We start from the raw sequence: 26,964 nt of genomic DNA, 5'->3' as shown, positions 1-26,964 counted from the left end.
TCAGGCCTCCGGTGGCGCGTCCACCGTGGTCAGCGTGAACACCGTCTCCTGCCGGTAGACCTCGCCCGGCCGGAGCACCGCGGCGGGGAAGTCGGGGCGGTTCGGGGAGTCCGGGAAGTGCTGCGCCTCCAGCGCGAAGCCGGCGCCGCGGTGGTAGGGGCGCCCGCCCGTGCCGGGCAGGTCCGCCGTCAGGTGGTTGCCGGAGTAGAACTGCAGGCCCGGCTCGGTCGTCCGCATCGTGAGCAGGCGGCCGGACGCCGGGTCCCACGCGCGGGCGGCGAACGGCGCACCGTCGTCGAGCACCCAGTTGTGGTCGTAGCCGTGGCCGATGACCAGCTGCGGGTCGGGCTCGCCGAGCCGGGCGCCGATCGGCGTCGCGCGGCGGAAGTCGAACGGCGTGCCCTCGACCGGGACCGGGGCGCCGGCCGGGATGAGGTCGTCGCCGGTGGGGCAGTACCGGCTCGCGGCGAGCTCCAGCCAGTGCTCGTGGACGTCGCCGGTGCCTTCGCCGGCCAGGTTCCAGTAGGTGTGGTTGGTCAGGTTGACGACCGTCGGCGCGTCGGTGGTCGCGCGGTAGGTGATGCGCAGCCGGTCGCGCGCGTCGAGGCGGTAGGTGACCTCGGTGTCGAGCCGGCCGGGGTAGCCCTGGTCGCCGTCCGGGCTGACCAGGGTGAGCCGCAGCGCCACGCCGTCGGCGTCGCGGACCTCCGCCGCCGCCCAGACCCGCGTGTCGAACCCGGCGGGGCCGCCGTGCAGGCTGTTCTTGCCGTTGTTCTGGGGCACCCGGTACTGGACGCCGTCGAGGGTGAAGGTGCCGCCGGCGATCCGGTTGGCGAACCGGCCGATCACCGCGCCCAGGAACACCCGGTCCGCCTCGGGGCGGTTGTTGGCGACGTACCCGGCGAGGTCCGGGAACCCGAGGACGACGTTGGCCGGCCGGCCGTCGCGGTCCGGTGCGTCCAGCGACTGGACGACGCCGCCGTAGTCGAGGACGCGCACGGTCAGCCCGCCGGGACGGCCCAGCGTGTGCCGGTGGACGTCGGTGCCGTCGGCGCGGCCGAAGAACTCCCGGGTGAGTTCGAGTGCGGGCATCGGCAGGTCCTCCAACCGGCTGTTAGCGCTAACAGCATCGGGAAACCCTAGGCTCGGGTGTCCCGCGCGGTCAAGCGCGCTCGGCCGGGGTGCCCAGCAGCCGGTGGGCGGTGAGCGCCATCTGGATCTCCAGCCGTTTCGCCGGGTCCGCGAGCCGGTCGCCGAACAGCTCGCCCAGCTGGCTCACCCGGTAGCGGACCGTCTGCGGGTGGATCCCCAGCGCCTGGGCGATCTCCGGGGTGCTCCCGTTGTGCTCCAGCCAGCACAGCAGCGTCGCGGCCAGCCGGGTCCGCTGCTTCACCGTCAGCTCCGCCAGGGGCGCGAGCGCTTTCGCCGAAAGCTCGTCCAGCAGGAACCGATCGGCGAGCAGCCAGTGCGTCGCCAGGTGGTCGGCCGTGTGCGTGACCGGGTGGTCGCCGGCCAGGCCGCGGCGGACCAGGTCGAGCGTCCGGCGGGCCCACCGCAGCGACGTCGCCGCGTCGGCCGGGCGGACCCGGGGGCCGACGGCCGCACGCCAGCCCGGCAGGCGCCCTTCGAGGCCGCGCAGGTCGCGGTCCGGGTTCGGGGTGAGCAGGCACGGCTCGGGACCTTCGAGGTCCAGCAGCACGTCGCCGGCGACCTGCGGCGTCGGCGGCGGCTGCCGGCCGGTCCGCGGGTCGAGCGCGACGACCACCACCCGGTCCGGGATCGGCCACCGCGCCGCCTCGGCCATCGTCGCCACCGTGGCCGGGGACGACGGTGGGGTGGCGAGCAGCAGTTCGAACAACCGGCGGCGGCGGCGCTCGAGCGTGCCCGTCGCCATCGCCTGCGCCAAGGTGTACCCCTCCACCGAGTACGAGGAAATCTCTTCCACGTAAGCGAAAATGGCTTCGGCGCCGACGCACAGCACCGCCGCCGGGAACCGGTGAGCCTGGCCCAGCTCGGCCACGTACCGCCAGGCCGCGCGCCCGCCCGCGCGGTAGGCCGCCTGCAGGGAATTGAGGCTGCCGCCGTCGTGGTGGACGCGTTTCCCGATCTCCACGAACAACTTCGGCCAGGTGTCCGGTGTGGACACCGGATCGCCGATGCTGTCGATGCAGCTGAGCACGGCCTGCTCGATGGCCAGCACGATCATCTTGCCGAATTCGCCTTCGAGCGGCTTGGCGTATTCCGGCACGGCGTGCTGGACCTCGTCGAGGATCCGGCGGGCGAGCGGGTCGGCGTGCGGCCGGAACCGCCGCGCGAGTTCCGTCGGCAGCGAGCACCACAGCTGGCGCGCCCGGCCGGTGCCCCGCGGGTGCGGGATCGCCGCCTGCGTGATCGTCCCGGTCATGGCGCACACCCCGCAGCTCATGGGAAGTTCGCGCCACCGTTGGCGCAACGCCATGTACTCACACGGGAACGGGATTGGCAACCGCCGCCCCTGCCTCCGGATCGGGTTCTGTCACCGCGGGACCAACGGCCGCGCCGGGAATTGTCACCTGCCCGACAAAGGCCGGAACACTCATCGCGGCAAAGGTTTCCGCGATCCGATTTGTGAACCGGGACGGTATCTTCGCGCCCCCGCCGGTTGTTAGCGTGATCAACCGGCACGCGGGAGGAGAACACCGATGACGGCGCTCGTTTCCTGGTGCTTCCGCCGGGCCGGCGTCGTCGCCGTGCTCTGGCTGGTGGCACTCGGCGGGCTCGCGGCCGCCGCGGTGCACACCGGCGCGGCCTTCCGCGACACGGTGGAGCTGCCGGCCGCGGACAGTACCGCGGCGGCGCACCTGCTCGGCGGGACCGGTGCCGCGGAACGGGTCGTGGTCCGCGCGCCGGACGGGCCGGTCGACCGCGGCCCGGGCCGCGCCCGGCTCGACGCGCTCGCCGCCCGGCTGGCCGCGCTGCCGCACGTCGTGTCCGTCGCCCCGCCGCCCGGCGAGGTGTCCGCCGACCGGCGGACCGCGGTGCTCACCGTGCGGTTCGACGCACCGGCCGCGGACCTCGGGCAGCCGGTGGCCGACGCGTTCGCCGCCGTCGTCCGCGGCGCCGCGGGCCTGACCGCCGGGGCGTCCGGCGAGCTCGCCGCGATGACGGCTGCCGCGCCGGACCTGGGCAACGCCGGGATCGGCCTGCTCGCCGCGGCGCTGGTGCTGCTGCTGACCTTCCGCTCGGTGAGCGGCGTCCTGCTGCCGATCCTGACCGCGTCGGTCTCGGTCGGCTGCGCCCTGGCCGCGGTGACGCTGGTGTCGCACGTCATGACCGTCCCGAAGATCAGCACCGAGATCGCCGCGCTGCTCGGGCTCGGCGTCGGCGTCGACTACGCGCTGTTCGTGCTCACCCGGTTCGGGCAGAGCCGCCGCGAAGGCGCCGAGCCGGCCGCGGCCCTCGCCGTGGCGGCGGCGACCTCCGGCCGCAGCGTCGTCTTCGCCGGGGTCACGGTGTGCGTCTCGCTGGCCGGGATGTTCACCGTCGGCCTGCCGTTCCTGGCCGGGATCGCGGTGGCCGCCGCGGTTTCGGTGCTGCTGACCGCGTTCGCCGCGCTCACCCTGCTGCCCGCGCTGCTGCGGCCCGCCGCCCGCCGGATGCGCCCGCGCCCGGACGCCGCCGACGGGCGCTGGGCGCGCACGGCCCGTTCGGTGACCGCGCGGCCCGGCCCGTACACCCTGGCCGCGCTGCTGGTCGTGGCCGTCCTCGCGCTGCCGGCGGTCGGCCTGCGGCTCGGCGTCCCGGACGCCGCGCTCGACCCGCCCGGCAGCATCACGCGGACCGCCGCCACCCTGCTGGCGGACGGTTTCGGGCCGGGCGCGGACGCGCCGCTGCTGGTGACCGGCACCGACGGCGCTTCCGTCGGCATGCTGCGGGAAGCGCTGCTCGCGAGCGCCGATGTCGGCCCGCCCAGCGCCCTGCCGAACGGCGGCTGGCTGCTCACGGTCGTCCCGCGGACGGCACCGGACGACCCGGCCACCGGGGCGCTGCTGGCCTCGACGCGGGTGGTGGCCGACGTCATCGCCGGGCCCGGCACGCACGTCGGCGGCGTCGTCGCGGCCCGGGCCGACTTCTCCGCGGCGATCACCGGGCGGCTGCCGCTGTTCCTCGCCTCGGTCGTCGGGATCTCGGTGCTGCTGCTCGCCTGGGTGTTCCGCAGCGTGCTGATCCCGCTGACGGCGGCGGTGATGAACCTGCTGACGGCGGCCGCCACGACGGGCGCGGTGGTGTTCGCCTTCGGCGGCCCGATCGAGCCCTACCTGCCGGTGTTCCTGTTCGCCGGGCTGTTCGGGCTGTCGATGGACTACGAGGTCTTCCTCATCGCCCGCATCCAGGAAGCGTGGCGCCGCCACGGCGACACGCGGGCGAGCTGTAACAGCCGAGGCTTCGCCCCGGGCCGGGGGCTTCGCCACCCGGACCCCCTGAAAGCGGCCATCGTCGACGGCGTCGCCGCGACCGGCCGGACCATCACCGCGGCCGCGCTGATCATGGCGCTGGTGTTCGTGTCGTTCGCCTTCGTGGACGCCCGGGTGGTGCGCGAGGCGGGCGTCGGGCTGACGGTCGCCGTGCTGCTGGACGCCGTCGTGGTCCGGTGCGTGCTCGTCCCGGCGGTGATGAGCCGGCTGGGCGCGGCGAACTGGTGGTTCCCGGGACGGCGGCCGGTGGCCGTCCGCGAGCCGGTGGGGAGCCTGCGGTGACGCGGCGGACGGTGACCGTGCTCGCGCTCGGCGCGTTCGTGACGACGCTGGACAACACGATCGTCGCGGCGGGCGCGCCGTCGATCGGCCGCGACCTCGCCCTCGATCTCGGGGCGCTGCAGTGGGTCGCGCTCGGCTACATGCTGCCGTTCGCCGGGTTGCTGCTGGTCGCGGGCGCCCTGGTGGACCGCTGGGGCCGGCGCCGGACGCTGACGGCCGCGCTGCTCGCGTTCGGCGCCGGCGCCGCGGCCGGCGGCTTGGCCGGGACGCTGTGGCTGCTGGTCGCCGCCCGCGTGCTGCAGGGTGTCGCGGCCGCGTTCCTCGTGCCGGGCCTGCTGAGCCTGCTGCGCACGAACCTCGACGCGCGGGGCCGGACGCTCGGCGCGGCGGTGTGGACGGCGTGCCTGGCGGCGGCCCTGGCCCTCGGCCCGGCGCTCGGCGGGGCGCTGAGCGAATACCTCGGCTGGGGCTGGATCTTCTTCGTCAACCTGCCGTTCGTGGCGGCGATGCTCGTGCTGCTGCCTTCGACGGTCCCGCCCGGCCGGGCCGGCGGCACGCGCGCGCCGCCGCTCGGGGCGATGGCCCTGGTGACGGCGAGCCTGGTGCTGCTCACCACCGCACTGGCCGAACCGCGGTGGGCCCAGCCGTTGCTCGCCGCGGGTGCGCTGCTCGGCGCCGGGTTCGTCGTAAGGGAACGGCGGGCGCGGGAACGGCTGATCCCGGCCGCCCTGACCGGTAACAGGGTGTTCGCGGGCTCCCTCGGCCTGCAGCTGCTGTGGGGGCTGGGGATTTCCGGGATCTTCTTCTTCACGCCGTTGCTGCACCAGGAGTTCCTCGGGCTCGGGCCGGTCGGCGCCGGGCTGCCGCTGGTGCTGGTCGCGGTCGCGGTGGTGGCCGCGACACCGCTGGTCCCGGTGGCCGCCGCCCGGGCCGGTCCACACCGGACGGTCGCGGCCGGGCTTGCGGTGGTCGGCGCCGGGCTGCTCGCCCTCGCCGCGGTGAACCACCTGCCGCAACTGGGGCCGCGTGTGCCGGGCATGGTCCTGATCGGGGCGGGCTCGGCGTTCACCGTCCCGATGACGTCGCACGCGCTCGACGTCGTGGCGGAGCGGTATTCCGGCACCGCGTCGGGACTGCTCACCGCGGCCCGGGAACTCTCGAGCGCGCTCGGGGTCGCGCTGATCGGCGCGGTGCTGACGGCGGTGCGCGCGGCCCGGCTGGACTCCGGCGCGCCGGCCGGGTCCGCACTGGCCGGTGGCTACACCGCCGGGCTGCTCACCGCGGCCGGGCTGACGTTCGCCGGTGCCCTGCTGGCCACCCGCGTGCTGCGGGACCGGCCCGCCGTCATCTCGTCGCCGCATGACAAACGTGCGGTGCCGTAACCCGTTTCCCGATGAGCATCCCGGATCGATCCGTTGACAACCGCACGGGCGCGGCTATTCACTGCGCCGGTAAACGCTCTCTGCGAGGACGCATGGAAACCCTTTCCCACCCGGTTCCCGCCACCGCCGGTTCGTTCGCCACCCTGCTGGGTCAGTGGGCGCGCCGGCTCGGCGACCGGATCGCCGTGACCCACCTGGACCACCGCGACGGCGGGGACGGCCGGGCGGTCACGCTGACCTGGCGCGAGCTCGACGAGCGGGTCGAGGCCGCCGCCGCGCGACTGTCCGAAGTGGCCGGTCCCGGCGAGCGGGCGGCCGTGCTGGCCGGGCAGTCCGCCGACTACGTCGTCGCGTTCCTCGGCGCCCTCCGGGCCGGGCTGGTCGCGGTGCCGCTGTTCGCACCCGGGCTGCCCGGGCACGCGGGACGGCTGGCCGCGGCGCTCGCCGACTGCGGCCCGCGCGTCGTGCTGACCACGGCCGGGGAGTTCGACGACGTCACCCGGTTCCTCGCCGGGTCGCCGGTCGATCCGGTCGTGCTCGCCGTCGACACCGTGCCGCCGGCGGCCGGGACCCGCGACTGGCCCGAGCCCGATCCCGGCGCTCCGGCGTACCTGCAGTACACGTCGGGGTCGACGCGCTCGCCGGCCGGGGTCGTGCTGACGCACCGCAACGTGCTCGCCAACGCCCGCCAGGCGTGCGCGGCCTACGGCGCCGAGAGCGGGACGACGTCGGCGGTCAGCTGGCTGCCGCTGTTCCACGACATGGGGCTGATCCTCGGCATCGGCGCGCCGATGGCCGGCGGGCTGGAGGCGGTCCTGATGGACCCCCTGGCGTTCCTCGAACGGCCCGCGCGCTGGCTGCGTGCCCTGTCCGCGAGTCCCGGCGCGATCAGCGCGGCGCCCAACTTCGCCTACGCCTACTGCGCTTCCCGCGTTACGGAAGCCGAAAAGGCCTACCTGGAGCTGAGCCGGGTCGTGTCACTGATCAACGGCAGCGAACCGGTGCTGCCGGCCACGATCGCGAAGTTCCACGACGCCTTCGCGGAGTGCGGGCTGCGGCCGGAGGTGCACCGGTCGTCGTACGGCCTGGCGGAGGCGACCGTGCTGGTCTCGGTCACCGACGCCGGGACGGCGCCGCGGCAGGTCACGTTCGACCGGGCCCGGCTCGCGGCCGGGCACGCCGTGCCGGCCGATTCCGGTGCGTCCGCCACGACACTCGTCTCGTGCGGCCACCCGGCCGGGCAGCGGGTGCGGATCGCCGACCCGGTGACCGGCGAGCCCGCCGGGCCGGGTGAGGTCGGCGAAATCCGGGTGAGCGGCCCGAACGTCGGCCGCGGTTACTGGGGCCGCGCCGAAGCGTCGGTGGCGACCTTCGGCCTGCCCCCGCTCGATCCGGACACCGGCGAGGGCTGGCTGGCGACCGGCGACCTCGGCGTGCTCTTCGAGGGCGAGCTGTTCGTCACCGGCCGCCTGAAGGACCTCGTCGTCGTCGACGGCCGCAACCACTACCCGCAGGACATCGAGCAGACCGTCGAGGAGCACCCGGCCGTGCGGCCGCACTCGGCGGCGGCCTTCGCCGTCGACGCCGGGGACGGCGAAGCCGCGGTCGTCGTCCTGGAACGCGCGAAGGGCACGGAGGCCGACGTCACCGCGGCCACGGCGGCGCTGCGGGCGGCGGTCTCGGCCGGACACGGCCTGCGCCTGCACGACGTCGTCTTCCTGGCCCCGGGCGAAGTACCCCGGACCTCCAGCGGGAAGATCAGCAGAGCGCGGTGCCGGGAGTCCTATCTGGACGGTGCGCTCACCGCCCGGCGGCTCGGATGAGCGCGCCCGACGCGGCGGCGATCCGCGCCTGGCTGACCGCCCGGATCGGCGCCGTCGACCCCGGCCGGCCGTTGCACGAAACGGGAATGTCCTCACGGGACGCGACGACCCTGGCGGCCGACCTCGGCCGGTTCGTCGGCCGTCCGCTGGCCCCGACGCTGGTGTGGCGGTACCCGACGATCACCGCGCTCGCCGACCACCTGTCCGATGTGGACTCGACCGCGGCGTACGTGCCGCTGCCGGAGGACGGGGAACCGATCGCGGTCGTCGGCCTCGGCTGCCGCCTGCCGGGCGGGATCGAGTCCCCGGAGGCGTTCTGGCGGTTCCTCGACGCCGGCGGCGACGGCACCGGCGACGTTCCCGAAGGCCGCTGGGAGACGTTCGCCCCGGCCGAAGACCTCGCCGGGGTACCCGCGCGCGGCGGGTTCCTCGACGACGTCGCCGGGTTCGACGCGGCGTTCTTCGGCATCACCCCGGGCGAGGCCGAGGCGATGGACCCGCAGCAGCGGCTGCTGCTGGAGGTCGTGTGGGCGGCGCTGGAGCACGCCGGGATCCCGCCGTCCGCCCTGCGCGGCAGCCGGACGGGCGTGTTCGTCGGGCTGTCGGCCACCGAGTACGGCTCGCTGACGATGACCGACGTCGCGGGGGTCGACGTCTGGTCCGGCACGGGCGCGGCGGCGAGCATCGCCGCGAACCGGCTCTCGTACCTGCTCGACCTGCGCGGGCCCAGCCTCACCCTCGACACGGCGTGTTCGTCGTCGCTGGTCGCGGTGCACCAGGCGGTGCAGAGCCTGCGCCGCGGCGAGAGCGAGCTGGCGCTCGTGGGCGGCGTGAACGTGCTGCTGTCGCCCGGGATCACGGCCGGGTTCCAGCGCGCGGGCGTGCTCGCCGCGGACGGCCGGTGCAAGCCGTTCGACGCGGGCGCCGACGGGATCGTGCGCGGTGAAGGCTGTGGCGTGGTCGTGCTGAAGCCGTTGCGGGCGGCGCGCGGCGACCGCGTGCTGGCGGTGATCCGCGGCAGCGCGGTGAACTCCGACGGCCGGTCCAACGGCCTGACCGCCCCGAACCCGGACGCCCAGGTGGCGCTGCTGCGCGACGCGTACTCCGCGTCCGGCGTCGATCCATCCACTGTGGACTACGTCGAGGCGCACGGGACCGGCACGCCGCTGGGCGACCCGATCGAGGCGGGGGCCCTGGCCGCGGTGCTCGGGCCGCGCGAGCCGGGACGCCCGGTGCTGCTGGGGTCGGTGAAGAGCAACCTGGGCCACCTCGAAGGGGCGGCCGGGATCACCGGGCTGCTCAAGGTGGTCCTGGCGATGACCCACCGGCGGCTGCCGCCGAGCCGGCACTTCCGCGAGCCGAACCCGCACATCGACTTCACGGGGCTGCGGGTGGTCGACGCGGGCACGGAGTGGCCGCGGTACTCCGGGACCGCGCGGGCCGGGGTGTCGGCGTTCGGCTTCGGGGGCACCAACGCCCACGTCGTGCTCGAGGAGTGGCCGGCGGCGGCCTTCCCGCCGCGGGGCGGGACAGGCGGCCCGCAGGTGTTCGCGCTCTCGGCCCGGTCGGCGGAGGTGCTGCGGGCACGGGCGGCCGAGCTGGCGGACTGGCTGGCGGCGACCGAGGTGCCCCTCGACGCGGTGGCGGCGACGCTGGCGCACCGGCGCGAGCACCTGCCGGTGCGCGGGGCGGTGGTCGGCGAGAGCCGGGACGAGGTGGTCGAGGCCCTGCACGAGCTGGCGGCCGGGCGGGGAATCACCGGCGACGGCTCGGCAGGCCCGCTCGGCACGGCGGGGGCAGCTCACCGGGGAGGCGGCTCGGGCAGCGGAGACCCGGCCGGCGATCCGCTGGGCGATCCCGTCTTCGTGTTCTCCGGTTACGGCTCGCAGTGGTCCGGGATGGGCCGCGAGCTCCTCCGCTCCGAGCCCGCCTTCCGCGCCGAAATCGAGGCGCTCGACCCCGTCTTCCGGGCCGAAGCCGGGTTCTCCCTCCGCGATGCCCTTCAGCAGGACCTCCCCGGCCTCGCCGCCACGCAGCTCACCCTCTTCGGCGTGCAGCTCGCCCTCGCCGCCCTGTGGCGGGCGCACGGTGTCACCCCGGGTGCCGTGCTCGGGCACTCGCTGGGTGAGGTGGCCGCCGCCGTGGTGGCGGGGGCTCTCGATGTCGCCTCCGGGCTGCGGGTCATGGCCGCCCGGGCGCGGCTGCTCGCCGAGGTCGATGCGCGGGGTGGTGGGGCGATGGCCGTCGTCGAACTCTCCGCCGCCGAACTGGCGGACTTCGCGGACGTCACCATCGCCGTCTACGCCTCGCCCACCCAGTGCACCATCAGCGGCGCCGCCGACCGCGTCGAGGCCGTCGTCGCGCACGCCGAACGCCTCGGCCGGCTCGCCCGGCGGCTGGCGGTCGGCGGGGCCGGGCACTCCGCCGCCGTCGAGCCCGTGCTCGGCCGGTTCCGGGCCGCGCTCGCCGGGCTCACCGCCCGGGAACCGGACGTTCCCTGCTATAGCAGCGTCCTCGAAGACCCGCGGGAGACTCCGGCGTTCGACGTCGGGTACTGGGCGGCCAACCTGCGCCGCCCGGTGCGGTTCAGCCAGGCCGTCGCCGCCGCGGCCGGGGCCGGGCACGGCGTCTTCCTCGAAATCTCGCCGCACCCCGTCGCGCTCGCCGCGATCGAACAGGCCGGCGTGCTCGGCCTGCCCTCGGCGAGCCGCCGGGTCGACGAGCGGACGGCGTTCCTCACCAGCCTCGCCCGGCTGCACGTCCTCGGCCGGCCCGGCGCGCTGGCCGCCCGCCCGCAGACGCCGCCGGTCGAACTGCCCGGCCCGGTCTGGCGCCACGATCGCTTCTGGCCCCGCCGGACCGTCCGCACCGGCGGCGCGCACCCCCTGCTCGGCGTGCACGTCGAGGACCCGGGCGGCGGCCACCTGTGGCGCGGTGACGTCGGCACCGCGGCGCTGCCGTGGCTGGCCGGCCACACCGTGGCCGGGAAGCCGGTGTTCCCGGCCACCGGCTTCCTCGAACTGGCGCTCGCCGCCGCACCGGGCCACCACGTCCACGACCTCGAACTGCAGGAACTCCTCCCGCTCGGCGAGCACACCGAGGTGACGACCAGCCTGCGCGGGACGGAGCTGACCGTCCACACCAGAACCGCACCGGGGCACTGGGTCCGGCACGCCACCGCCCGGCTCGGCACCGGCGGCACGCCGTCGGCGCCGTTCGGGAACACCGGCGGCGAGCCGGTCGACGTCTACCGGGCCCTGGAAGACCTGGGCCAGTCCTACGGCCCGGCCTTCCGCGGCCTGCGCCGGGTGAGCGCCGTACCCGGCCGCGCGTCGGCGTCGATCGCGCTGCCCGCCGCCGACCACCCCGCTTACGTGCTGCACCCGGCCCTCGCCGACGCTTGCCTGCACGCGCTGGCCGCGGCCGTCGGCCGGGCGGACACGCTCCACCTCCCGCTCAGTGTGGGCGAGGTGGTCGTCGCCGGCGACCCGCGCCGCGGGGTCCGGGTGGACGCCGTCCTCACCGAATCGGGGGACGGCGTGCTCGGCAGCGTCCAGCTGGTCGACGCCGAGGACGTCGTCCTCGTCGAGTTCCGCGACGTCTACTGCCGCCGGTACCGCGACGCGGCGACCACACGGCTGCTGTACGAGGCCGCCTGGCAGCCGGTGGACCTGCCGCCCGCGCCGGACCGGGAGCACCGCTGGATCGTGCTGTCCGCCGACCGCCGGGGGTTCGCGGGCGACGACGTCCGGACGGCTCGGCTCGGCGACCGGGCCGAGCTGGCGAAGCTGCTGCGCGACGGCGAACCGACGGCGGTCGTCGCGCTGCTCGGCGGGGCGGCCGAGCCGGACCCGGAACGCGGCGCGCGGCTGGTCGAGACGGTGACCGGGATCGTCGCCGAACTGGCCGAGCTGCCGGTGGCACCACGGTTGTGGCTGGCCGGCGACGGCGATCTCGGCCCGGCTGCGCTGCGTGGGCTGGTGCGCGTGCTCGCCTTCGAGCACCCCGAACTGCGGGCGAGCCTGGTCGAGGGCGGTGCGGATCGGCTGGGGGACGAGATCCGCGCGGACGGGCCGGACGACGAGATCGCCTGGCGCGACGGCGTGCGGTATGCCCGGCGCCTGGCCCGCCCGGACCTCGGCGAACCGGTGCGGGAGCCGGTCCGCGACGGCGCCTACGTCATCACCGGCGGGCTCGGCGGCCTCGGCCTGGCCGCGGCGAAGTGGCTGGCCGAGCGGGGTGCGACGCGGCTGGTGCTCAACAGCCGGCACGCCGCCGATCCCGGCCTCGGCGACCTGGGTGTCGACGTCCGGGTGGTGCCGGGCGACATCGCCGCGCCGGGCACGGCCGAAACCCTGGTCGCGGTGGCCGTCGAAGGGGGCGTGCCGCTGCGCGGGGTGCTGCACGCCGCCGGTGTCCTGGCCGACGGCGCCGCGATCAGCCTCGACGCCGAGGCGCTCGACGCCGTCTGGCGGCCGAAGGCGCGGGGTGCCTGGCGGCTGCACGAAGCGACCGCCGGGCACGACCTCGACTGGTGGCTGGTGTACTCGTCGGCGGCCGCGCTGTTCGGGTCGCCGGGCCAGGCCGCCTACGCCACCGCGAACGCGTGGGCCGACGCGCTGGTCGCGTGGCGCCGGGCCCGGGGCCTGCCCGCGGCGACGATCGGCTGGGGCGCCTGGGGCGAGGTGGGCGCCGCGGCCGGCTCGGCCAACCCGGTGCTCGACCCGCTCGGCACCGGGGAAGCGTTGTCCGCGTTGGAGTTCGTGCTGGCGCGCGACCGCGCAGCGACCGGCGTCGCCCGGGTGGATTCCGGGACCGTGCTGGAACTGTTCCCGCGGCTGGGGGAGCGGCCGTTCTTCACGCTCTTCGCGCCGCAGGCAACACCGTCCACTTGGGACGGTATGGAAGCGCTGCGCGGAGCCGCTCCGGATGCCGCCCACGCCGCCATCGCCGACCACCTGGCCACGCTCGTCGGGGAGCTCCTGGGGCTGGGCGAGGTCGACCGGACCGTGCCGCTCACCCGGCTCGGGCTCGACTCCCTGTCGGCGATGCGGGCCCGCGGCGCGGTGGAACGCGACTTCGGGCTGCCGCTGCCGATCCCGCTGCTCCTGCGCGGGGCCAGCCTGGCGGAGCTCGCCGGGCACCTCGCCGAGCAGGCCGGGTTCGGGGCCGCGGTGCCGCCCGCACCGGCCGTCACCGGGCCGCGCGACCCCGCCGAACGCTGGGTCGCCCGGCACTGGCGGGCCGTGCTGGGCGGCCCGGAACCGGGCGTGCACGACGACTTCTTCGCCGTCGGCGGCGACGCGCAACGCGCCCGGCGGCTGGAGGCCGCGTTCGCCGAGCAGCTCACCGCCGTCCCCGGCGGCCTGTTCGCGATGCCCACCATCGCCGCGATGGCCGACCTGGTGCGTGCGGAACTCGAAGGCCATGGCGGTGGTCCGGTGCGGCTGCTGCGCGACGGCGTCGGCGAGCCGGTGTTCCTGTTCCACCCGGCGGGCGGGACGGCGAGCGTGTACCGCGAGCTCGTCCGGCTGCTGCCGGAAGGGCCGCCGGTGTACGGGTTCGAACGCCTCGACGACGAGGACACCGTCGAGGGCAAGGCAGCGCGGTACGCCGGTCTGGTCCGGGAGATCCGGCCGCACGGGCCGTACCGGCTGGGCGGCTGGTCGTTCGGCGGCTGCCTGGCGTACGAGACCGCGCGCCTGCTGGGCGGCGCCGAACTGGTGTTCCTGATCGACACCATCCTGCCGCTGCCCGCCCCGGGCAACCCGGAAGAGCTGCTGCTGGACCGGTTCGACCGGTTCGCCGGGCACATCTCGCGCACCTACGGCGTGCCGTTCGCGGTGCCTCGCGCCGAGCTGGCCGGACTGGACGAGGACGCCCAGATCCGCTGGGTCTTCACCACCTTGACCGAACTCGTGCCGGACCTGGGGGCCGGCGTCCTGCGGCACCAGTACGAGTCCTATGTGGACGCCCGGGTGGCCGAACGCTACCGGCCGGCGCCCTACCACGGGCGCGTGGTGCTGCTGCGCGCGCAGGAACCGCACCCGCTCACCACGGCGCTGGACCCGCGGTACCTGCGCACCGACGACACCCTCGGCTGGGACGAACACTGCAGCAGGCTCGAAGTCGTGCGCGTCTCCGGCGACCACGTTTCGATGATCGATCCGCCGCACGTGGCGGTGCTGGCCGAGCGGCTCGGGGCGGTGGTGCGCTGATGGACGAGCTGACCCCGACCACGGCGTTCCGGATCGCCGACCTCGCCGCGCGGCAGGACGAAGCCGTGCGGATCGCCGAAAAACGGGCGGTGGACCGGCAGCACGCCAAGGGCAAGTTGACCGCGCGCGAGCGGATCGGGCTGCTGCTGGACGCCGGGTCCTTCGTGGAGCTCGACCAGTTCGCCCGGCACCGGTGCGCCGAGTTCGGGATGGACGCCAACCGCCCGTGGGGCGACGGCGTCGTCACCGGGCACGGCGCCGTCGACGGGCGGCAGGTCTGCGTCTTTTCCCAGGACTTCAGCGTCTTCGGCGGCAGCCTGGGCGAGGCATCGGGCGAGAAGGTGCTGAAACTGATGGACCTGGCCATGACGATCGGCTGCCCGGTCGTCGGGATCAACGACTCCGGCGGCGCGCGGATCCAGGAAGGGGTCGTCTCGCTGGCGTACTACGCCGAACTCGGCCGCCGCAACGCCCACGCCTCCGGCGTCATCCCGCAGATCTCGATGATCATGGGCCCGTGCGCGGGCGGTGCGGTGTACGCGCCGGCGATCACCGACTTCACCGTGATGGTCGACACGACGTCGCACATGTTCGTCACCGGCCCGGACGTCGTGCACGCCGTCACCGGCGAACGCGTCACCGCGCAGGAACTCGGCGGTGCGGCCGTGCAGGCCGAAGTGGCCGGCAACGCCCACCACCGGGCCGTCGACGAAGAGGACGCCGTCGAGTGGGTGCAGACGCTGCTCGGCTACCTGCCTTCGAACAACCTCGACACCGGACCCGAGTACGCCGACGACACCAGTTCCGTGCTCACCCCCGCCGACCTCGCGCTCGACCGGCTCGTGCCCGACTCGCCCCACCAGACCTACGACATGGCCGAGCTGATCGCCGCGCTGGTCGACGACGGCGAGTTCACCGAGGTGCACAGCGCCTTCGCGGCCAACATGATCTGCGCGTTCGGCCGGATCCAGGGGCGCTCGGTCGGCGTCGTGGCGAACCAGCCGCGGCACCAGGCCGGCGTGCTCGACATCGACGCGTCGGAGAAGGCCGCGCGGTTCGTGCGCTTCTGCGACGCCTTCGGCATCCCGCTGCTCACCCTCGCCGACGTCCCCGGCTACCTCCCGGGCCGCGACCAGGAGCGCGGCGGGATCATCCGCCGCGGCGCCAAGCTGATCTACGCCTATTCCGAGGCGACCGTGCCGAAGGTGACCGTGGTCGTGCGCAAGGCCTACGGCGGCGGCTACGCGGTGATGGGCTCCAAGCACCTCGGCGCCGACGTCTCGATGGCCTGGCCGACCGCCGAAATCGCGGTGATGGGCGCGGAGGGCGCGGTGCGCGTGCTCTACCGGCGCGAACTGGCCGCCCTGCCACCCGACGAGCGGGCGGCGGCGCACCGCCGGCTCACCGAGGAGTACCGCAAGCGCCACGGCGGCCCGTACCTGGCCGCCGAACGCGGCTACGTCGACCAGGTCGTCGCGCCGTCGCAGACCCGCCTGCAGGTGGCGCGGGCGCTGCGGACCCTGCGCACCAAGCGGCAGACCCTCCCGGCCAGGAAACACGGAAACATCCCCCTCTGAGGAGTCCCCATGAAGCGGATCGCCCTGCTGGCGCTGTCCGTCGTCCTGCTGGTCACCGGGGCCGGTGTGACGCCCGCCCAGGCGAGCCCGGCCGTGGCCGACGACGGCGCGAAGGTCGTCCAGGAGACCTGGCTCGACGCCCGGACCGTCGACCTGCAGATCAGCTCGCCCGCCCTCGGCACCACCGGGATGGTGCGGGTGATCGTTCCGTCCGGCTGGGCCGCGCAGCCCGCGCGGACCTGGCCCGTGCTGTACCTGCTGCACGGCTGCTGCGAGCCGGTCGACTACCGCTCGTGGGACCAGTTCACCGACGTCAAGGCGTTCACCGCGGCCAAGGACGCGCTGGTCGTGATGCCGACGGACGGTCCGGCGGGGATGTACGCGAAGTGGTGGAACTTCGGGCTGAAGAGCACTCCCGACTGGGACACCTTCCACACCGCCGAGGTGCGCCAGATCATCGAACGCGGCTACCGCGGCGGCCCACGCCGGGCGATCGCCGGGCTGTCGATCGGCGGGTACGGCGCCATGGCGTACGCGTTCAAGCACCCCGGGATGTTCGGCGCGGCCGCGTCCTACAGCGGCATCCCCAACACGCTGTACCCGGGCATCCCGGTGTGGATCATCGGCATCCTGGCCCGGGCCGGCATCTTCAACTACCTGAACCTCTGGGGTGATTCGTTCGGGATGCAGCCGATCTGGTCGGCGAGCAACCCCTACGACCACGTCGACGCGCTGCGCGGCACCGCGCTCTACATCTCCTGCGGGAACGGGCAGACCGGGCCGCTGGACCCACCCGGGCAGGCCGACATCCTGGAGCCCTCGGCGCTGCTGTCGTCGCGCAGTTTCACCGACCGGCTGCAGGCGGCCGGCATCCCGGCGACCGTCGACTACTACGGGCCTGGCACGCACAGCTGGCCGTACTGGCAGCGGGCCCTGCACCAGTCCTGGCCGGTCCTGGCCGGCGCGCTCGGCCTCCCGGCCTGAGCGGATTCCCTTTCCCCGATGGAGGTTGTGGTGAAGCACGCCCGTGTCGGCGCCGTGGTTTCGGCGCTCCTGACCTGCTGCCTGGTGGCGCTGGGGGTGGCCGCGGCGAGCCCGCCCGCCGGCGCGGCGCCGCTGCTGCCCGGACCGTTCGACGACTCCTTCTACACCCCGCCGTCGCCCCTGCCGGCCGGGAACCCGGGTGACGTCATCCGCTGGCGGCCCGCGGTGCCGCTGCTGAACGCGCTCAACGCCGACGCCTGGCAGGTCATGTACCTGTCGACGAACGCGCTCGGGAACCGGGACGCGGTGACCGGGACCATCCTGGTGCCGAAGGGCGTCGACCCGGCCAGGGCGCCGATCGTCGGCTACGCCGTCGGCACCCAGGGCCCGGCGTTCAAGTGCACGGCGTCCAAGGCGATGGAGCGCGGCACGCTCTACGACCAGCCGGCCATCAACGACTCGCTGTCGAGCGGGTACGCGGTCGCGGTGACCGACTACGAGGGGTACTCGCCGACGACCGTGCCCACCTACATCACCGGGCAGTCCATGGGGCCGGCCGTGATCGACTCGGTGCGGGCGGCGCAGGACCTGCCGTCGGCGCGGCTTTCCCGGAGCGCCAAGGTGATCTTCCAGGGCTACTCCCAGGGCGGCGGCGGTTCGATGTGGGCGGGGGAGAAGCAGCCTTCCTACGCGCCCGAGCTGAACGTCGTCGGCGTCGTCGCGGGCGGGGTCCCGGCCGACCTGACCGAGGTCGCGAAGGGCCTTGACGGCTACATCGGGTTCGGCTTCCTGGCCTTCGCCGCGGTCGGGCTCGACGCCGCCTACCCGGACCTGAAGCTCGACTCGTTCCTCAACGACACCGGCCGTCAGCAGCTGACCGACGCGAAGAAGAACGCGTGCACCGCGGAACTGCTGCTGAACTATTCGTTCAAGAAGATCGGCGACTACACGACGACCGACCCGCTGGGCACGCCGCAGTGGCAGGCGCGGCTGGCGCAGAACAAGCTGGGCGCCCACCCGCCGCGGGTGCCGGTGTTCCAGTACCACGCGAGCACCGACGAGATCGTCAACACCCCGCAGGCGGAGACGCTGCACCGGGCGTACTGCGCGGCCGGGGTGCGCGAGCAGTGGACGACCTACCTCGCCGAGCACGCCAGCGGAATCCTGGCCGGGAACGCGGACGCACACCAGTGGATCGTGAAGCGTTTCAACGGCGAAGCCGCGCCGTCGAACTGCTGAGGGAACCGGAGCAGGCCACATCGGGTCACCCCCGATGTGGCCTGCCCGGGGGTCAGACCTTGCTCGCGACGAAAGCGGCCGCGTCGTTCGCCTGGTTGCCGTAGCTGAGGTGGGCCAGGATGTTGAAGCCGCCGGCCTGGCAGATCGGGTCGCCGTCGGCGCAGTAGTCCTTGGTGCGCCCGGCGTAGGTGCCGGTGACCGACCGGCCGATCGCGCGGATCGGGTTGCCGAACAACACGATCGCCGCGATCCGGGGCGCCAGGTCCGCCGGGATGGTGGCGACGATCGGGCCGCCGACGACGGCGCCGTCGCTGCTGATGCCGATCGAGTTGTCCACGACGTTGGCGCCCTGCGAGTAGCCGGCCAGGACGAACCGCTGACCGGGGCAGGCGGCGGCCTGGGCGCGCACGTGGGCGACCAGGTCGGTGTTGCCGCGTTGCACCGACGCGGGCTCGCCGAGGTCGGCCGGGTAGTCGACGCGGTAGCCGCTCACCGAACGCGGGCGCAGCCGGTTCTGCACGGCCTGGAAGACCGGGTCGCCGACGATGAGGCCGAGCGTGCCGGGTTCGCCGGTGCCGCGGGCCACCGCCACGTCGATGTCGGTGCACGCGGCGGCGGACGCCGCCGGTGCGGCCGCCACGGTGAGCCCGGCGGCGGCGAAGCCGGCCGCGGCGACGGCGGAAAGCAGACGGTGCTGGGGGACGCGAATCATGACTGTTCACACCTCGTTGGGGGAAAAGGGCGTCGGCAAGCGCTTTCCGATTCAGGCGGAAAGGGGACGACGCTGGTGGTGGAGGCAGCGTCGCAGCGCTTGCCGGCGTCCGGCAAGAGGTGGTCCCGATTCGGCCCGGGAATTGTTCTCCCGGTGACAAACAGTCCTCAGTGGACGCTCAGGTGGCGCGCGGCCCGGCGGTCCGCGGGCGGTCGACGTTCTCCAGCAGCGCGGGATCCAGGCCGCGCAACGCGGCCATCACGAACCCGGTGGCCAGTTCGCCCGCGGCGATCGGGTCGAGCCCGGGGGCGTGGGAGACGTGCATCGCGGCCCGCCCGACGAGGCCGACCATCATCGCCGCGAGGAGGTCCGCGCTCGGGCCGACCGGACGGCCGTGGGAAACCAGGTGGTCGCGGATCTGGCCGAGCACGAGGGTGGCGACGGTGTCGGCCAGGACGCGGCGTTCGTCCGACATCTCGTCGACGGCGGAGTCGAACAGCAGCCGGAAGCTTTCCGGCTGGGCACCGGCGTAGCTGAACATGGCCATCACCGCGCGGCGGACGCGGTCTTCCAGCGGGCGCGGGTTCGCCGTTTCGTAAACCTGCACGACCCACGTGCGCAACGCGGCGGCTTCCCGGCTGACGGTGGCGCGGAAAAGGGCCGCTTTGTCGCCGAAATGCGCGTAGAGGGTCGGCTTGGTGGAATCGGCGCGCTCCGCGATCAGTCCCATCGTGGCCTGGGCGTACCCCCGTTCGGCGAACACCGCGCGGGCGGCGTCGAGCAGTTCGTCGTCGGTGGGCCGGGCGGCCGGGCTGCGGCGGGTGCTGGATCGATCAGGAGGGCTGGGCCGGCTCATGGAGGTGTACTGTACGGTCCCCCTGCTTTACTGTCAGGTAAAGCGCGCTCCGTGATATCCGGGGCTTCGCCCCGGGCCGGGGGCTCCGCCACCCGGACCCCCGAAAGAGTTGCGATCGCCGTCCCCGGTGGAGGAACCCTGGTGTCCCGCGACAGTGCTCGGCAAAGCGTCCCGGCTCCCCGGGACGCCGGCGAAGAGGTTCTCCGGCGGAAAGAGCTGGCCGCGCTGATGCGCCCGGCGTTGCCGGCCCTGGCCGACGGGATCGTCCGCGAAGTACTGCGGGCGGTCCCGGTCTACGCCCGGCCGGGTGACGGCGCCTACGGCCGCGTGACCCGGCACGGCGTCGAGTGCACCGTCGCGCTCTTCGTGGACCTCGTGGAGGATCCGCAGGCCCCGCGCGAGCGGCTGTTCGAGACGTGCCGCCGGCTCGGCGCGGGCGAGGCGCGCGAAGGCCGGAGCCTCGACGACCTGCAGGCGGCCTACCGCGTGGGCACCCGCGTCGGCTGGCGCTGGATCATGCGGCTGGGCCGGCGGCACCGGCTGTCGTCGGCGATCATGGCGCAGCTGGCCGAGATGCTGTTCGGGTACGCCGACGAGCTCGCCCGGATGTCGAGCCGGGGTCACCGCGAAGCGCGGGCGGAGATCGAAGGCACCCGGGCCGGCCTGCGACGGCGGCTGCTGCGGCTGCTGACCGGCCCGGGCGCGGTCCCGGACGCGGTGCTCGCCGAGCTCGCGTCGGCGGCGGGCTGGCCGGTGCCGCGCGAGGTGGCGGCGGTCGCCGCCGAGCGGACGGTCGGCACCGCGTGGGGCCCCGACGTCCTCGCCGACCTCGACCCGCCCCAGCCGTACCTGCTGCTGCCCGCCCCGGTGGCCGCGCGGACCCTGACCCGGCTCGGCACGCGCGTCGCGGTCGGGCCGCCGGTCGGCCTCGGCGCGGCGGCGCACTCCCTGCGCTGGGCGCGCACCGCCCTGCGCCTGGTCGCGGACGGCGCCCTCCCGGACGCGCCGGTCACGTGGTGCACCGACCACCTGACGGACCTGTGGCTGCTGTCCGACGGGCCGCTGGCCGAGCAGGTCGCCCTCCGCCAGCTCGCCCCGCTGGACCAGTTCCCGGACCGCACGCGCCGCCGCCTGGGCGAGACGCTGCTGTCGTGGCTGCAGAACGGCGGGAACTCCGAGAAGATCGCGGTGGACCTTTCGGTGCACCCCCAGACGGTCCGCTACCGCGTGCGCCAGCTGGAACAGGCCTTCGGTGACCGCCTCGACGACCCGGACGCGCGGTTCGCCATGCAGGCGGCGCTGCGGGCGTCGGGGTTCCGTTCGTCCGGAGCCTGACACCGGCTGCCTTGTCCCAAGCGAGAACATGTTCTAGTTTTGGGGCGGAAGGTGGTGGGCCCGTGAAGACCGATCTCGGGTTGGCCGGCGCCGTGGTGCTGGTCACCGGCGGCGTCCGGGGCGTGGGCAGGGGGATCAGCGCGGTGTTCCTGGCCCAGGGCGCGCACGTCGTCACCTGCGCCCGGCGCGCGGCGGCGACCGACGCCGAGTTCGTCGCCTGCGACGTCCGGGACGAAGAACAGGTTTCGGCTCTGGTCGACGGGATCGTGTCCCGGCACGGGCGCCTGGACGTCGTCGTCAACAACGCCGGCGGGGCGCCGTACGTGTCCGCGGCGGAGGGGTCGCCGCGGTTGCACGAGAAGGTCGTGCAGCTGAACCTGCTGGCGCCGCTGCTGGTCTCGCAGTACGCGAACGCGGTGATGCAGCGGCAGGATTCCGGCGGGTCGATCGTGATGATCTCCAGCGTCAGCGGCACCCGCCCCTCGCCGGGAACGGCGGCCTACGGCGCCGCGAAGGCCGGGCTGGACAACCTGACCGCGAGCCTGGCGGTGGAGTGGGCGCCGAAGGTGCGGGTCAACGCCCTGGACGTCGGGATGGTGCGGACCGAGCAGTCGCACCTGCACTACGGGAGCGAGGCGGCGGTCGAGGCGGTCGGGAAGACCGTGCCGCTCGGGCGGCTGGCCGAGCCGGAGGAGATCGGGGCGTGTGCCGCGTTCTTGGCTTCGCCGCTGGCTTCTTACGTGTCGGGGGCGACGTTGCGGGTGCACGGCGGGGGAGAGGTACCGGCCTTCCTGGCCGCGGCGGATGTCAATCGGGAGGATGCGTGAGCGGGTTGTGCCAGGGCCGGGTGGTCGTCGTGACGGGCGCGGGCCGGGGGATCGGGCGGGCGCACGCACTGGCGTTCGCGGCCGAAGGCGCGTCGGTGGTGGTGAACGACGTGGACGCCGACGCGGCCGCGGAAGTCGTCGATGCCGTCGGAGAACAGGCGGTGGCGAACTCGTCCGACGTGGCCGAGTGGGACGGTGCTCGTGCGCTGATCGGGACGGCGCTGGAGCGGTTCGGCCGCTTGGACGTGCTGGTCAACAACGCCGGGTTCCTCCGCGACCGGATGCTGGTCAACCTGGGCGAGGACGAGTGGGACGCGGTCGTCCGGGTGCACCTCAAGGGCCATTTCGCGCCGCTGCGGCACGCGGCGGAGCACTGGCGGGCCGAAGCGAAGGCCGGGCGCGCCCCGCAGGCCCGGGTGATCAACACGAGTTCCGGCGCGGGCCTGCTGGGCAGCGTGGGGCAGGGCAACTACTCGGCGGCGAAGGCGGGGATCGCCGGGCTGACGGTGGTGGCCGCAGCCGAGCTCGCCCGCTACGGCATCACGGTGAACGCGATCGCCCCGGCCGCGCGGACGCGGATGACCGAGGGGGTGTTCGCGTCGATGGCCCGTCCGGACGAAGGGTTCGACGCGATGGCGCCGGAGAACGTCTCGCCGCTGGTCGTTTGGCTGGGCAGCGAGGAGTCCGGGCACGTGACCGGCCGGGTGTTCGAGGTCGAAGGCGGCAAGGTGGCCCTGGCGCAGGCGTGGCGGCACGGCCCGGCGGTGGACAAGGGCGAGCGGTGGGAGCCGGCCGAGCTCGGTCCGGTCGTGAAGGAACTGCTCGAGCAGGCGCCCGAGCCCGAACCCGTCTACGGAGCGAGCTGATGGGCATCCTGACCAAACGCGACGGCCCCATCGAGGTCGTCACGGTCGACTTCCCGCCGGTGAACGCGCTGCCGGTGCAGGGCTGGTTCGACCTGGCCGAGGCGATCACCCAGGCCGGGCGCGACCCGGACGTGCACGTGGTGATCCTGCGTGCCGAGGGCCGCGGGTTCAACGCGGGCGTGGACATCAAGGAGATCCAGCGCACCGCCGGGTACGACGCCCTGGTCGGCGCGAACCGCGGCTGCTACGCGGCTTTCGGCGCGGTTTACGACTGCGAGGTGCCGGTGGTCGCGGCGGTGCACGGGTTCTGCCTCGGCGGCGGCATCGGCCTGGCCGGCAACGCCGACGTGATCGTGGCGTCGGACGACGCGACCTTCGGTGTCCCGGAAGTGGAACGCGGCGCGTTGGGCGCGGCGACGCACCTGGCCCGGCTGGTGCCGCAGCACCTGATGCGCACCTTGTACTTCACCGCCCGCAAGATCACCGCGGCCGAACTGCACACTCACGGCTCGGTCTACCGGGTCGTCCCGCGCGCCGGACTCGACGAGGCCGCGCTCGAAATCGCCCGGGACATCGCGGCCAAGGACCCGCGGGTGATCCGGGCGGCCAAGGAAGCCCTGAACGGCATCGACACCCAGCAGGTGCACCGCAGCTACCGGTTCGAGCAGGGGTTCACCTTCGAGCTGAACCTGCTGGGTGCGTCCGACGAGGCTCGCGAGGAGTTCTTGAATGGCCGATAAGCGCACGACCCTCGACGAGGTGGCGGCCGAGCTGAAGGACGGCATGACGATCGGCATCGGCGGCTGGGGGTCCCGCCGCAAGCCGATGGCCCTGGTCCGGGCGATCCTGCGGACCCCGGTGAAGAACCTCACCGTCGTCTCCTACGGCGGCCCGGACGTGGGCCTGCTGTGCGCGGCGGGCAAGGTCGAACGGGTGGTGTTCGGGTTCGTCACCCTGGATTCGATCCCGTACGACCCGTGGTTCGGCCGCGCCCGCGAGACCGGCGCGATCGAGGTGACCGAGTACGACGAGGGCATGTTCGGCACGGCGCTCTCGGCGGCGATGCAGCGGCTGCCGTTCCTGCCGACGCGGGCGGGGCTGGGCTCGGAAGTGATGCGCGCCAACCCGGCCTTGAGGACCGTGCGCTCGCCGTACGACGACGGCGAGGAGCTCGTCGCGGTCCCCGCCCAGCGGCTGGACGTGGCGCTGGTGCACCTCAACCGCGCCGACGCCCGCGGCAACGCCCAGTACCTCGGCCCGGACCCGTACTTCGACGAGCTGTTCGCCCTGGCCGCGGACAAGTGTTTCGTCTCGGCGGAAAAGATCGTGGACACCGCCGAGCTGACGGCCGGCGGGCCGGTCCAGTCGCTGCTGCTCACCCGCGGCGCGGTCGACGGGGTCGTCGAAGCTCCGCGGGGTGCGCATTTCACCACGGCGGTGCCGGACTACGGCCGGGACGAGCGCTTCCAACGGCACTATGCGGCGTGCGCGAAGGACCTGGACGCGTGGCCGGGGTTCGCCGACCGGTTCCTGTCGGGTGCCGAGGACCGGTATCTGTCCGAAGTGGACAAGTTCGAGGCGGAGGCGGCATGAGCGCGACCCGGGCCGAGATCGCCGTGGTGGCGGTGGCCGAGCTGTTCCGCGGCGACGGCGAAATCCTGGTCAGCCCGATGGGCCTGATCCCGCAGATCGGCGCGAAACTCGCCCGGCTGACGTTCGAACCCGACCTGCTGATGTCCGACGGCGAAGCCCGGCTCGTGACGCCGGACGGGGTGGTCGAGGGCTGGCAGCCGTTCCGCAAGATGCTGGACACGATCGTCCCGCACGGACGCCGGCACGTCGTCATGGGCGCCAACCAGATCGACCGGTACGGCAACCAGAACATCTCCGCCATCGGCGACCACGCCCGCCCGACGAAGCAGCTGCTCGGTGTCCGGGGCGCGCCGGGCAACACGATCAACCACCGGACGAGCTACTGGGTGCCGCGGCACTCCACCCGGGTCTTCGTGGACACCGTGGACGTCGTGTCGGGCGTCGGCTACGACAACGCGGCCAAGGCCGGGCCGTCGGCGCAGCGCTACCACGACGTCCACCGGGTGGTCTCGAACCTCGGCGTGTTCGATTTCGGCGGCCCGGACCACACCATGCGCGCGGTGTCGCTGCACCCGGGCGTCACCCGCGACGAGGTCACCGCGGCGACGACGTTCGAACTCGACTTCACCGGCACCGGCACCACCCGCGAACCGACCGACGGGGAACTGCGGCTCGTCCGCGAGGTCGTCGACCCGAAAAGCCTGCGGGACAAGGAAGTGCCGGCGTGAAGACCGCCTTCACCCGGCTGGCCGGCGTCGAGCACCCGGTCGTGCAGACCGGGATGGGCTGGGTCGCCGGGCCGCGGCTGGTCTCGGCGACCGCCGAAGCCGGCGCCCTCGGCATCCTCGCGTCCGCCACGATGACGTTCGGCGAGCTGGAAGCCGCTGTCGCCGAGGTCAAGAAGCGGACGGAGAAGCCGTTCGGGGTGAACCTGCGCGCCGACGCCGTGGACGCCGGGGACCGCGTCGACCTGCTCATCCGCGAGGGTGTCAAGGTGGCGTCGTTCGCGCTCGCGCCGCGGAAGGAGATGATCGCGAAGCTGCGGGACCACGGTGTCGTCGTGATCCCGTCGATCGGCGCCGCCCGGCACGCCGAGAAGGTCGCCGCCTGGGGCGCGGACGCCGTCATCGTCCAGGGCGGCGAAGGCGGCGGGCACACCGGGGGCGTGGCGACCACGCTGCTGCTGCCGAGCGTGCTGGACGCGGTCGACATCCCGGTCGTTGCGGCCGGCGGGTTCTTCGACGGCCGCGGCCTGGCGGCGGCGTTGGCCTACGGCGCCGCGGGCGTCGCGATGGGCACCCGGTTCCTGCTGAGCAAGGAGAGCACGGTCCCCGACGAGGTCAAGCGCCTCTACCTCGAGCAGGGACTCACCGGGACGGTCGTCACCCGGCGCGTCGACGGCCTGCCGCACCGCGTCCTGCGCACCGAACTGGTCGACCGGCTCGAACGCACCGGCCGCGTCCGCGGCCTCGCCCAGGCCGCCCGCAACGCCCTGCGCTTCCGGAATATCACCGGCCTGTCCCCGGTTGCGATGCTCCGAGAGGGCTTCGCGATGAAGCACGGCAACGATCTGACGTGGAGCCAGCTGGTCATGGCGGCCAACACCCCGATGCTGTTGCGGGCGGGACTGGTCGACGGCCGGACGGACGCGGGAGTGCTAGCGTCGGGACAGGTGGTGGGCATGATCCACGACCTGCCCACGGTGGCGCAGATCGTCGAGGGCGCGGTGGCCGAGGCGGGTGAGATCCTGCGGCGGCTCGGCCGGGAAACGGGAGGATGACGGTGGTGAAGGTCGGGTACAAGGCGTCCGCGGAGCAGTTCGGGCCGCGGGACCTGGTCGAGTACGCGGTGCGCGCCGAAGAGGTCGGCCTGGACTCGGTGTGGGTGTCCGATCACTTCCTGCCGTGGCGGCACGAGGGCGGGCACGCGCCGTGGGCGCTGGCCTGGATGCCGGCCGTGGCGGAGCGGACCAGCCGGGTGCAGATCGGGACGAGCGTGCTGACTCCGACGTTCCGGTACAACCCGGCGGTGATCGCCCAGGCGTTCGCGACGATGTCGCTGCTGTCGAACGGCCGGGTGATCCTGGGGGTCGGGACCGGTGAGGCGTTGAACGAGATCGCCGTGTCGGGGCGGGAGTGGCCGGAGTTCAAGGAGCGCTTCGCCCGGCTGCGGGAGTCGATCAAGCTGATCCGCGAGCTGTGGACCAGCGACAACGTGAACTTCAAGGGTGACTACTACGAGCTGGTGGACGCCAAGATCTACGACCGGCCGGAGCGACCGGTGCCGGTGTACGTCGCTGCCGGTGGGCCGGTGGTGGCCAAGTACGCGGGCCGGGCCGGCGATGGGTTCATCTGCACCTCGGGCAAGGGCATGGATCTGTACACCGAGAAGCTGATGCCGGCGGTGAAGGAAGGCGCGGAGGCGGCGGAGAAGACCGTCGAGGACGTCGACCGGACCATCGAGATCAAGCTGTCGTACGACCGCGACCACGAGAAGGCGCTGGAGAACACGCGGTTCTGGGCGCCGCTGTCGTTGTCGGCGGAGCAGAAGCACACGGTGTCTTCGGCGGAGGAGATGGAGCGGCTGGCCGACGAGCTGCCGATCGAGCAGGTCGCCAAGCGCTGGATCGTCGCCTCCGACCCGGACGAGGCCGTCGCCCAGATCAAGCCGTACCTGGACGCGGGCCTCAACCACCTGGTCTTCCACGGCCCGGGCCACGACCAGGAGCGGTTCCTGACCCAGTTCTCCGAGGACGTCCTGCCGAAGCTGCGCGCCCTCGGCTGATCATCGGCGCAGGTGTCGTGAGTGGTAAGGCG

At 74.0% G+C, this 26,964-nt stretch carries 19 protein-coding genes; 15 read left to right on the top strand and 4 right to left on the bottom strand.

The window, feature by feature from the left end:
* The gene (locus ABZW17_RS31045; RefSeq protein WP_354822190.1) at window positions 1-1,092 is read right to left on the bottom strand and encodes an aldose epimerase family protein; all 1,092 of its coding nucleotides are present in this window, start codon (window positions 1,090-1,092) and stop codon (window positions 1-3) included.
* 70 nt (window positions 1,093-1,162) lie between these two features.
* Window positions 1,163-2,404, bottom strand: a complete 1,242-nt coding sequence (locus tag ABZW17_RS31040) for a helix-turn-helix domain-containing protein (RefSeq protein WP_354822187.1) — start codon at window positions 2,402-2,404, stop codon at window positions 1,163-1,165.
* 277 nt (window positions 2,405-2,681) lie between these two features.
* Between ABZW17_RS31040 and ABZW17_RS31035 the strand changes: the two genes are divergently transcribed.
* The 7 genes from ABZW17_RS31035 (at window position 2,682) to ABZW17_RS31005 (ending at window position 17,959) form a co-directional block, all read left to right on the top strand.
* On the top strand, window positions 2,682-4,736 hold the full coding sequence (locus ABZW17_RS31035; RefSeq protein ID WP_354822184.1) for an MMPL family transporter: 2,055 nt from the start codon (window positions 2,682-2,684) through the stop codon (window positions 4,734-4,736).
* Window positions 4,733-6,118, top strand: a complete 1,386-nt coding sequence (locus tag ABZW17_RS31030; protein WP_354822181.1) for an MFS transporter — start codon at window positions 4,733-4,735, stop codon at window positions 6,116-6,118. The genes ABZW17_RS31035 and ABZW17_RS31030 overlap by 4 nt, the downstream gene beginning before the upstream one ends.
* Window positions 6,119-6,210: 92 nt before the next feature.
* Window positions 6,211-7,941, top strand: coding sequence for a fatty acyl-AMP ligase (locus ABZW17_RS31025; RefSeq protein WP_354822178.1), 1,731 nt, complete (start codon window positions 6,211-6,213; stop codon window positions 7,939-7,941).
* Window positions 7,938-14,159, top strand: coding sequence for an SDR family NAD(P)-dependent oxidoreductase (locus tag ABZW17_RS31020; protein WP_354822175.1), 6,222 nt, complete (start codon window positions 7,938-7,940; stop codon window positions 14,157-14,159). Before ABZW17_RS31025 ends, ABZW17_RS31020 begins: the two co-directional genes overlap by 4 nt.
* On the top strand, window positions 14,159-15,736 hold the full coding sequence (locus tag ABZW17_RS31015) for an acyl-CoA carboxylase subunit beta (protein ID WP_354822172.1): 1,578 nt from the start codon (window positions 14,159-14,161) through the stop codon (window positions 15,734-15,736). Before ABZW17_RS31020 ends, ABZW17_RS31015 begins: the two co-directional genes overlap by 1 nt.
* 9 nt (window positions 15,737-15,745) lie before the next feature.
* Entirely contained in the window at window positions 15,746-16,720 is a 975-nt protein-coding gene (locus ABZW17_RS31010) for an alpha/beta hydrolase family protein (protein WP_354822169.1), read from the top strand.
* 30 nt (window positions 16,721-16,750) lie between these two features.
* Window positions 16,751-17,959: a lipase family protein gene (locus ABZW17_RS31005; protein ID WP_354822166.1), complete on the top strand. Its 1,209-nt coding sequence runs from the start codon at window positions 16,751-16,753 to the stop codon at window positions 17,957-17,959.
* A 52-nt stretch (window positions 17,960-18,011) separates the two neighbouring features.
* Here ABZW17_RS31005 and ABZW17_RS31000 read toward each other — a convergent pair whose 3' ends face one another.
* Window positions 18,012-18,671, bottom strand: coding sequence for a cutinase family protein (locus tag ABZW17_RS31000; protein WP_354822163.1), 660 nt, complete (start codon window positions 18,669-18,671; stop codon window positions 18,012-18,014).
* A gap of 178 nt (window positions 18,672-18,849) precedes the next feature.
* Window positions 18,850-19,527, bottom strand: coding sequence for a TetR/AcrR family transcriptional regulator (locus tag ABZW17_RS30995; RefSeq protein WP_354822160.1), 678 nt, complete (start codon window positions 19,525-19,527; stop codon window positions 18,850-18,852).
* A gap of 141 nt (window positions 19,528-19,668) precedes the next feature.
* Between ABZW17_RS30995 and ABZW17_RS30990 the strand changes: the two genes are divergently transcribed.
* The 8 genes from ABZW17_RS30990 (at window position 19,669) to fgd (ending at window position 26,932) form a co-directional block, all read left to right on the top strand.
* Complete coding sequence (locus ABZW17_RS30990; RefSeq protein ID WP_354822157.1) at window positions 19,669-20,862, top strand: helix-turn-helix domain-containing protein; 1,194 nt, start codon at window positions 19,669-19,671, stop codon at window positions 20,860-20,862.
* A gap of 62 nt (window positions 20,863-20,924) precedes the next feature.
* Window positions 20,925-21,689 carry an SDR family oxidoreductase gene (locus tag ABZW17_RS30985; RefSeq protein ID WP_354822154.1) on the top strand — a complete coding sequence of 255 codons (765 nt, stop codon included), beginning with the start codon at window positions 20,925-20,927 and terminating at the stop codon, window positions 21,687-21,689.
* Window positions 21,686-22,555 (top strand): SDR family oxidoreductase, encoded by an 870-nt coding sequence (locus ABZW17_RS30980; RefSeq protein ID WP_354822151.1) that lies wholly within the window; start codon window positions 21,686-21,688, stop codon window positions 22,553-22,555. Before ABZW17_RS30985 ends, ABZW17_RS30980 begins: the two co-directional genes overlap by 4 nt.
* Window positions 22,555-23,295: an enoyl-CoA hydratase family protein gene (locus ABZW17_RS30975; RefSeq protein WP_354822148.1), complete on the top strand. Its 741-nt coding sequence runs from the start codon at window positions 22,555-22,557 to the stop codon at window positions 23,293-23,295. The genes ABZW17_RS30980 and ABZW17_RS30975 overlap by 1 nt, the downstream gene beginning before the upstream one ends.
* On the top strand, window positions 23,285-24,148 hold the full coding sequence (locus ABZW17_RS30970) for a CoA-transferase (RefSeq protein ID WP_354822145.1): 864 nt from the start codon (window positions 23,285-23,287) through the stop codon (window positions 24,146-24,148). Before ABZW17_RS30975 ends, ABZW17_RS30970 begins: the two co-directional genes overlap by 11 nt.
* Window positions 24,145-24,876, top strand: a complete 732-nt coding sequence (locus tag ABZW17_RS30965) for a CoA-transferase (RefSeq protein ID WP_354822142.1) — start codon at window positions 24,145-24,147, stop codon at window positions 24,874-24,876. Before ABZW17_RS30970 ends, ABZW17_RS30965 begins: the two co-directional genes overlap by 4 nt.
* Window positions 24,873-25,928, top strand: a complete 1,056-nt coding sequence (locus tag ABZW17_RS30960) for a nitronate monooxygenase (protein WP_354822139.1) — start codon at window positions 24,873-24,875, stop codon at window positions 25,926-25,928. The genes ABZW17_RS30965 and ABZW17_RS30960 overlap by 4 nt, the downstream gene beginning before the upstream one ends.
* Window positions 25,925-26,932: a glucose-6-phosphate dehydrogenase (coenzyme-F420) gene (gene fgd / locus ABZW17_RS30955; RefSeq protein WP_354822136.1), complete on the top strand. Its 1,008-nt coding sequence runs from the start codon at window positions 25,925-25,927 to the stop codon at window positions 26,930-26,932. The genes ABZW17_RS30960 and fgd overlap by 4 nt, the downstream gene beginning before the upstream one ends.
* Window positions 26,933-26,964: the final 32 nt, after the last annotated feature.

It is taken from the genome of Amycolatopsis sp. NPDC004625 (assembly GCF_040609695.1).
In the GTDB taxonomy this organism is placed as follows: Bacteria; Actinomycetota; Actinomycetes; order Mycobacteriales; family Pseudonocardiaceae; genus Amycolatopsis.
The sequence above is the reverse complement of the archived record's forward strand: the minus strand, read 5'-3'. Positions and strand labels throughout refer to the sequence as shown.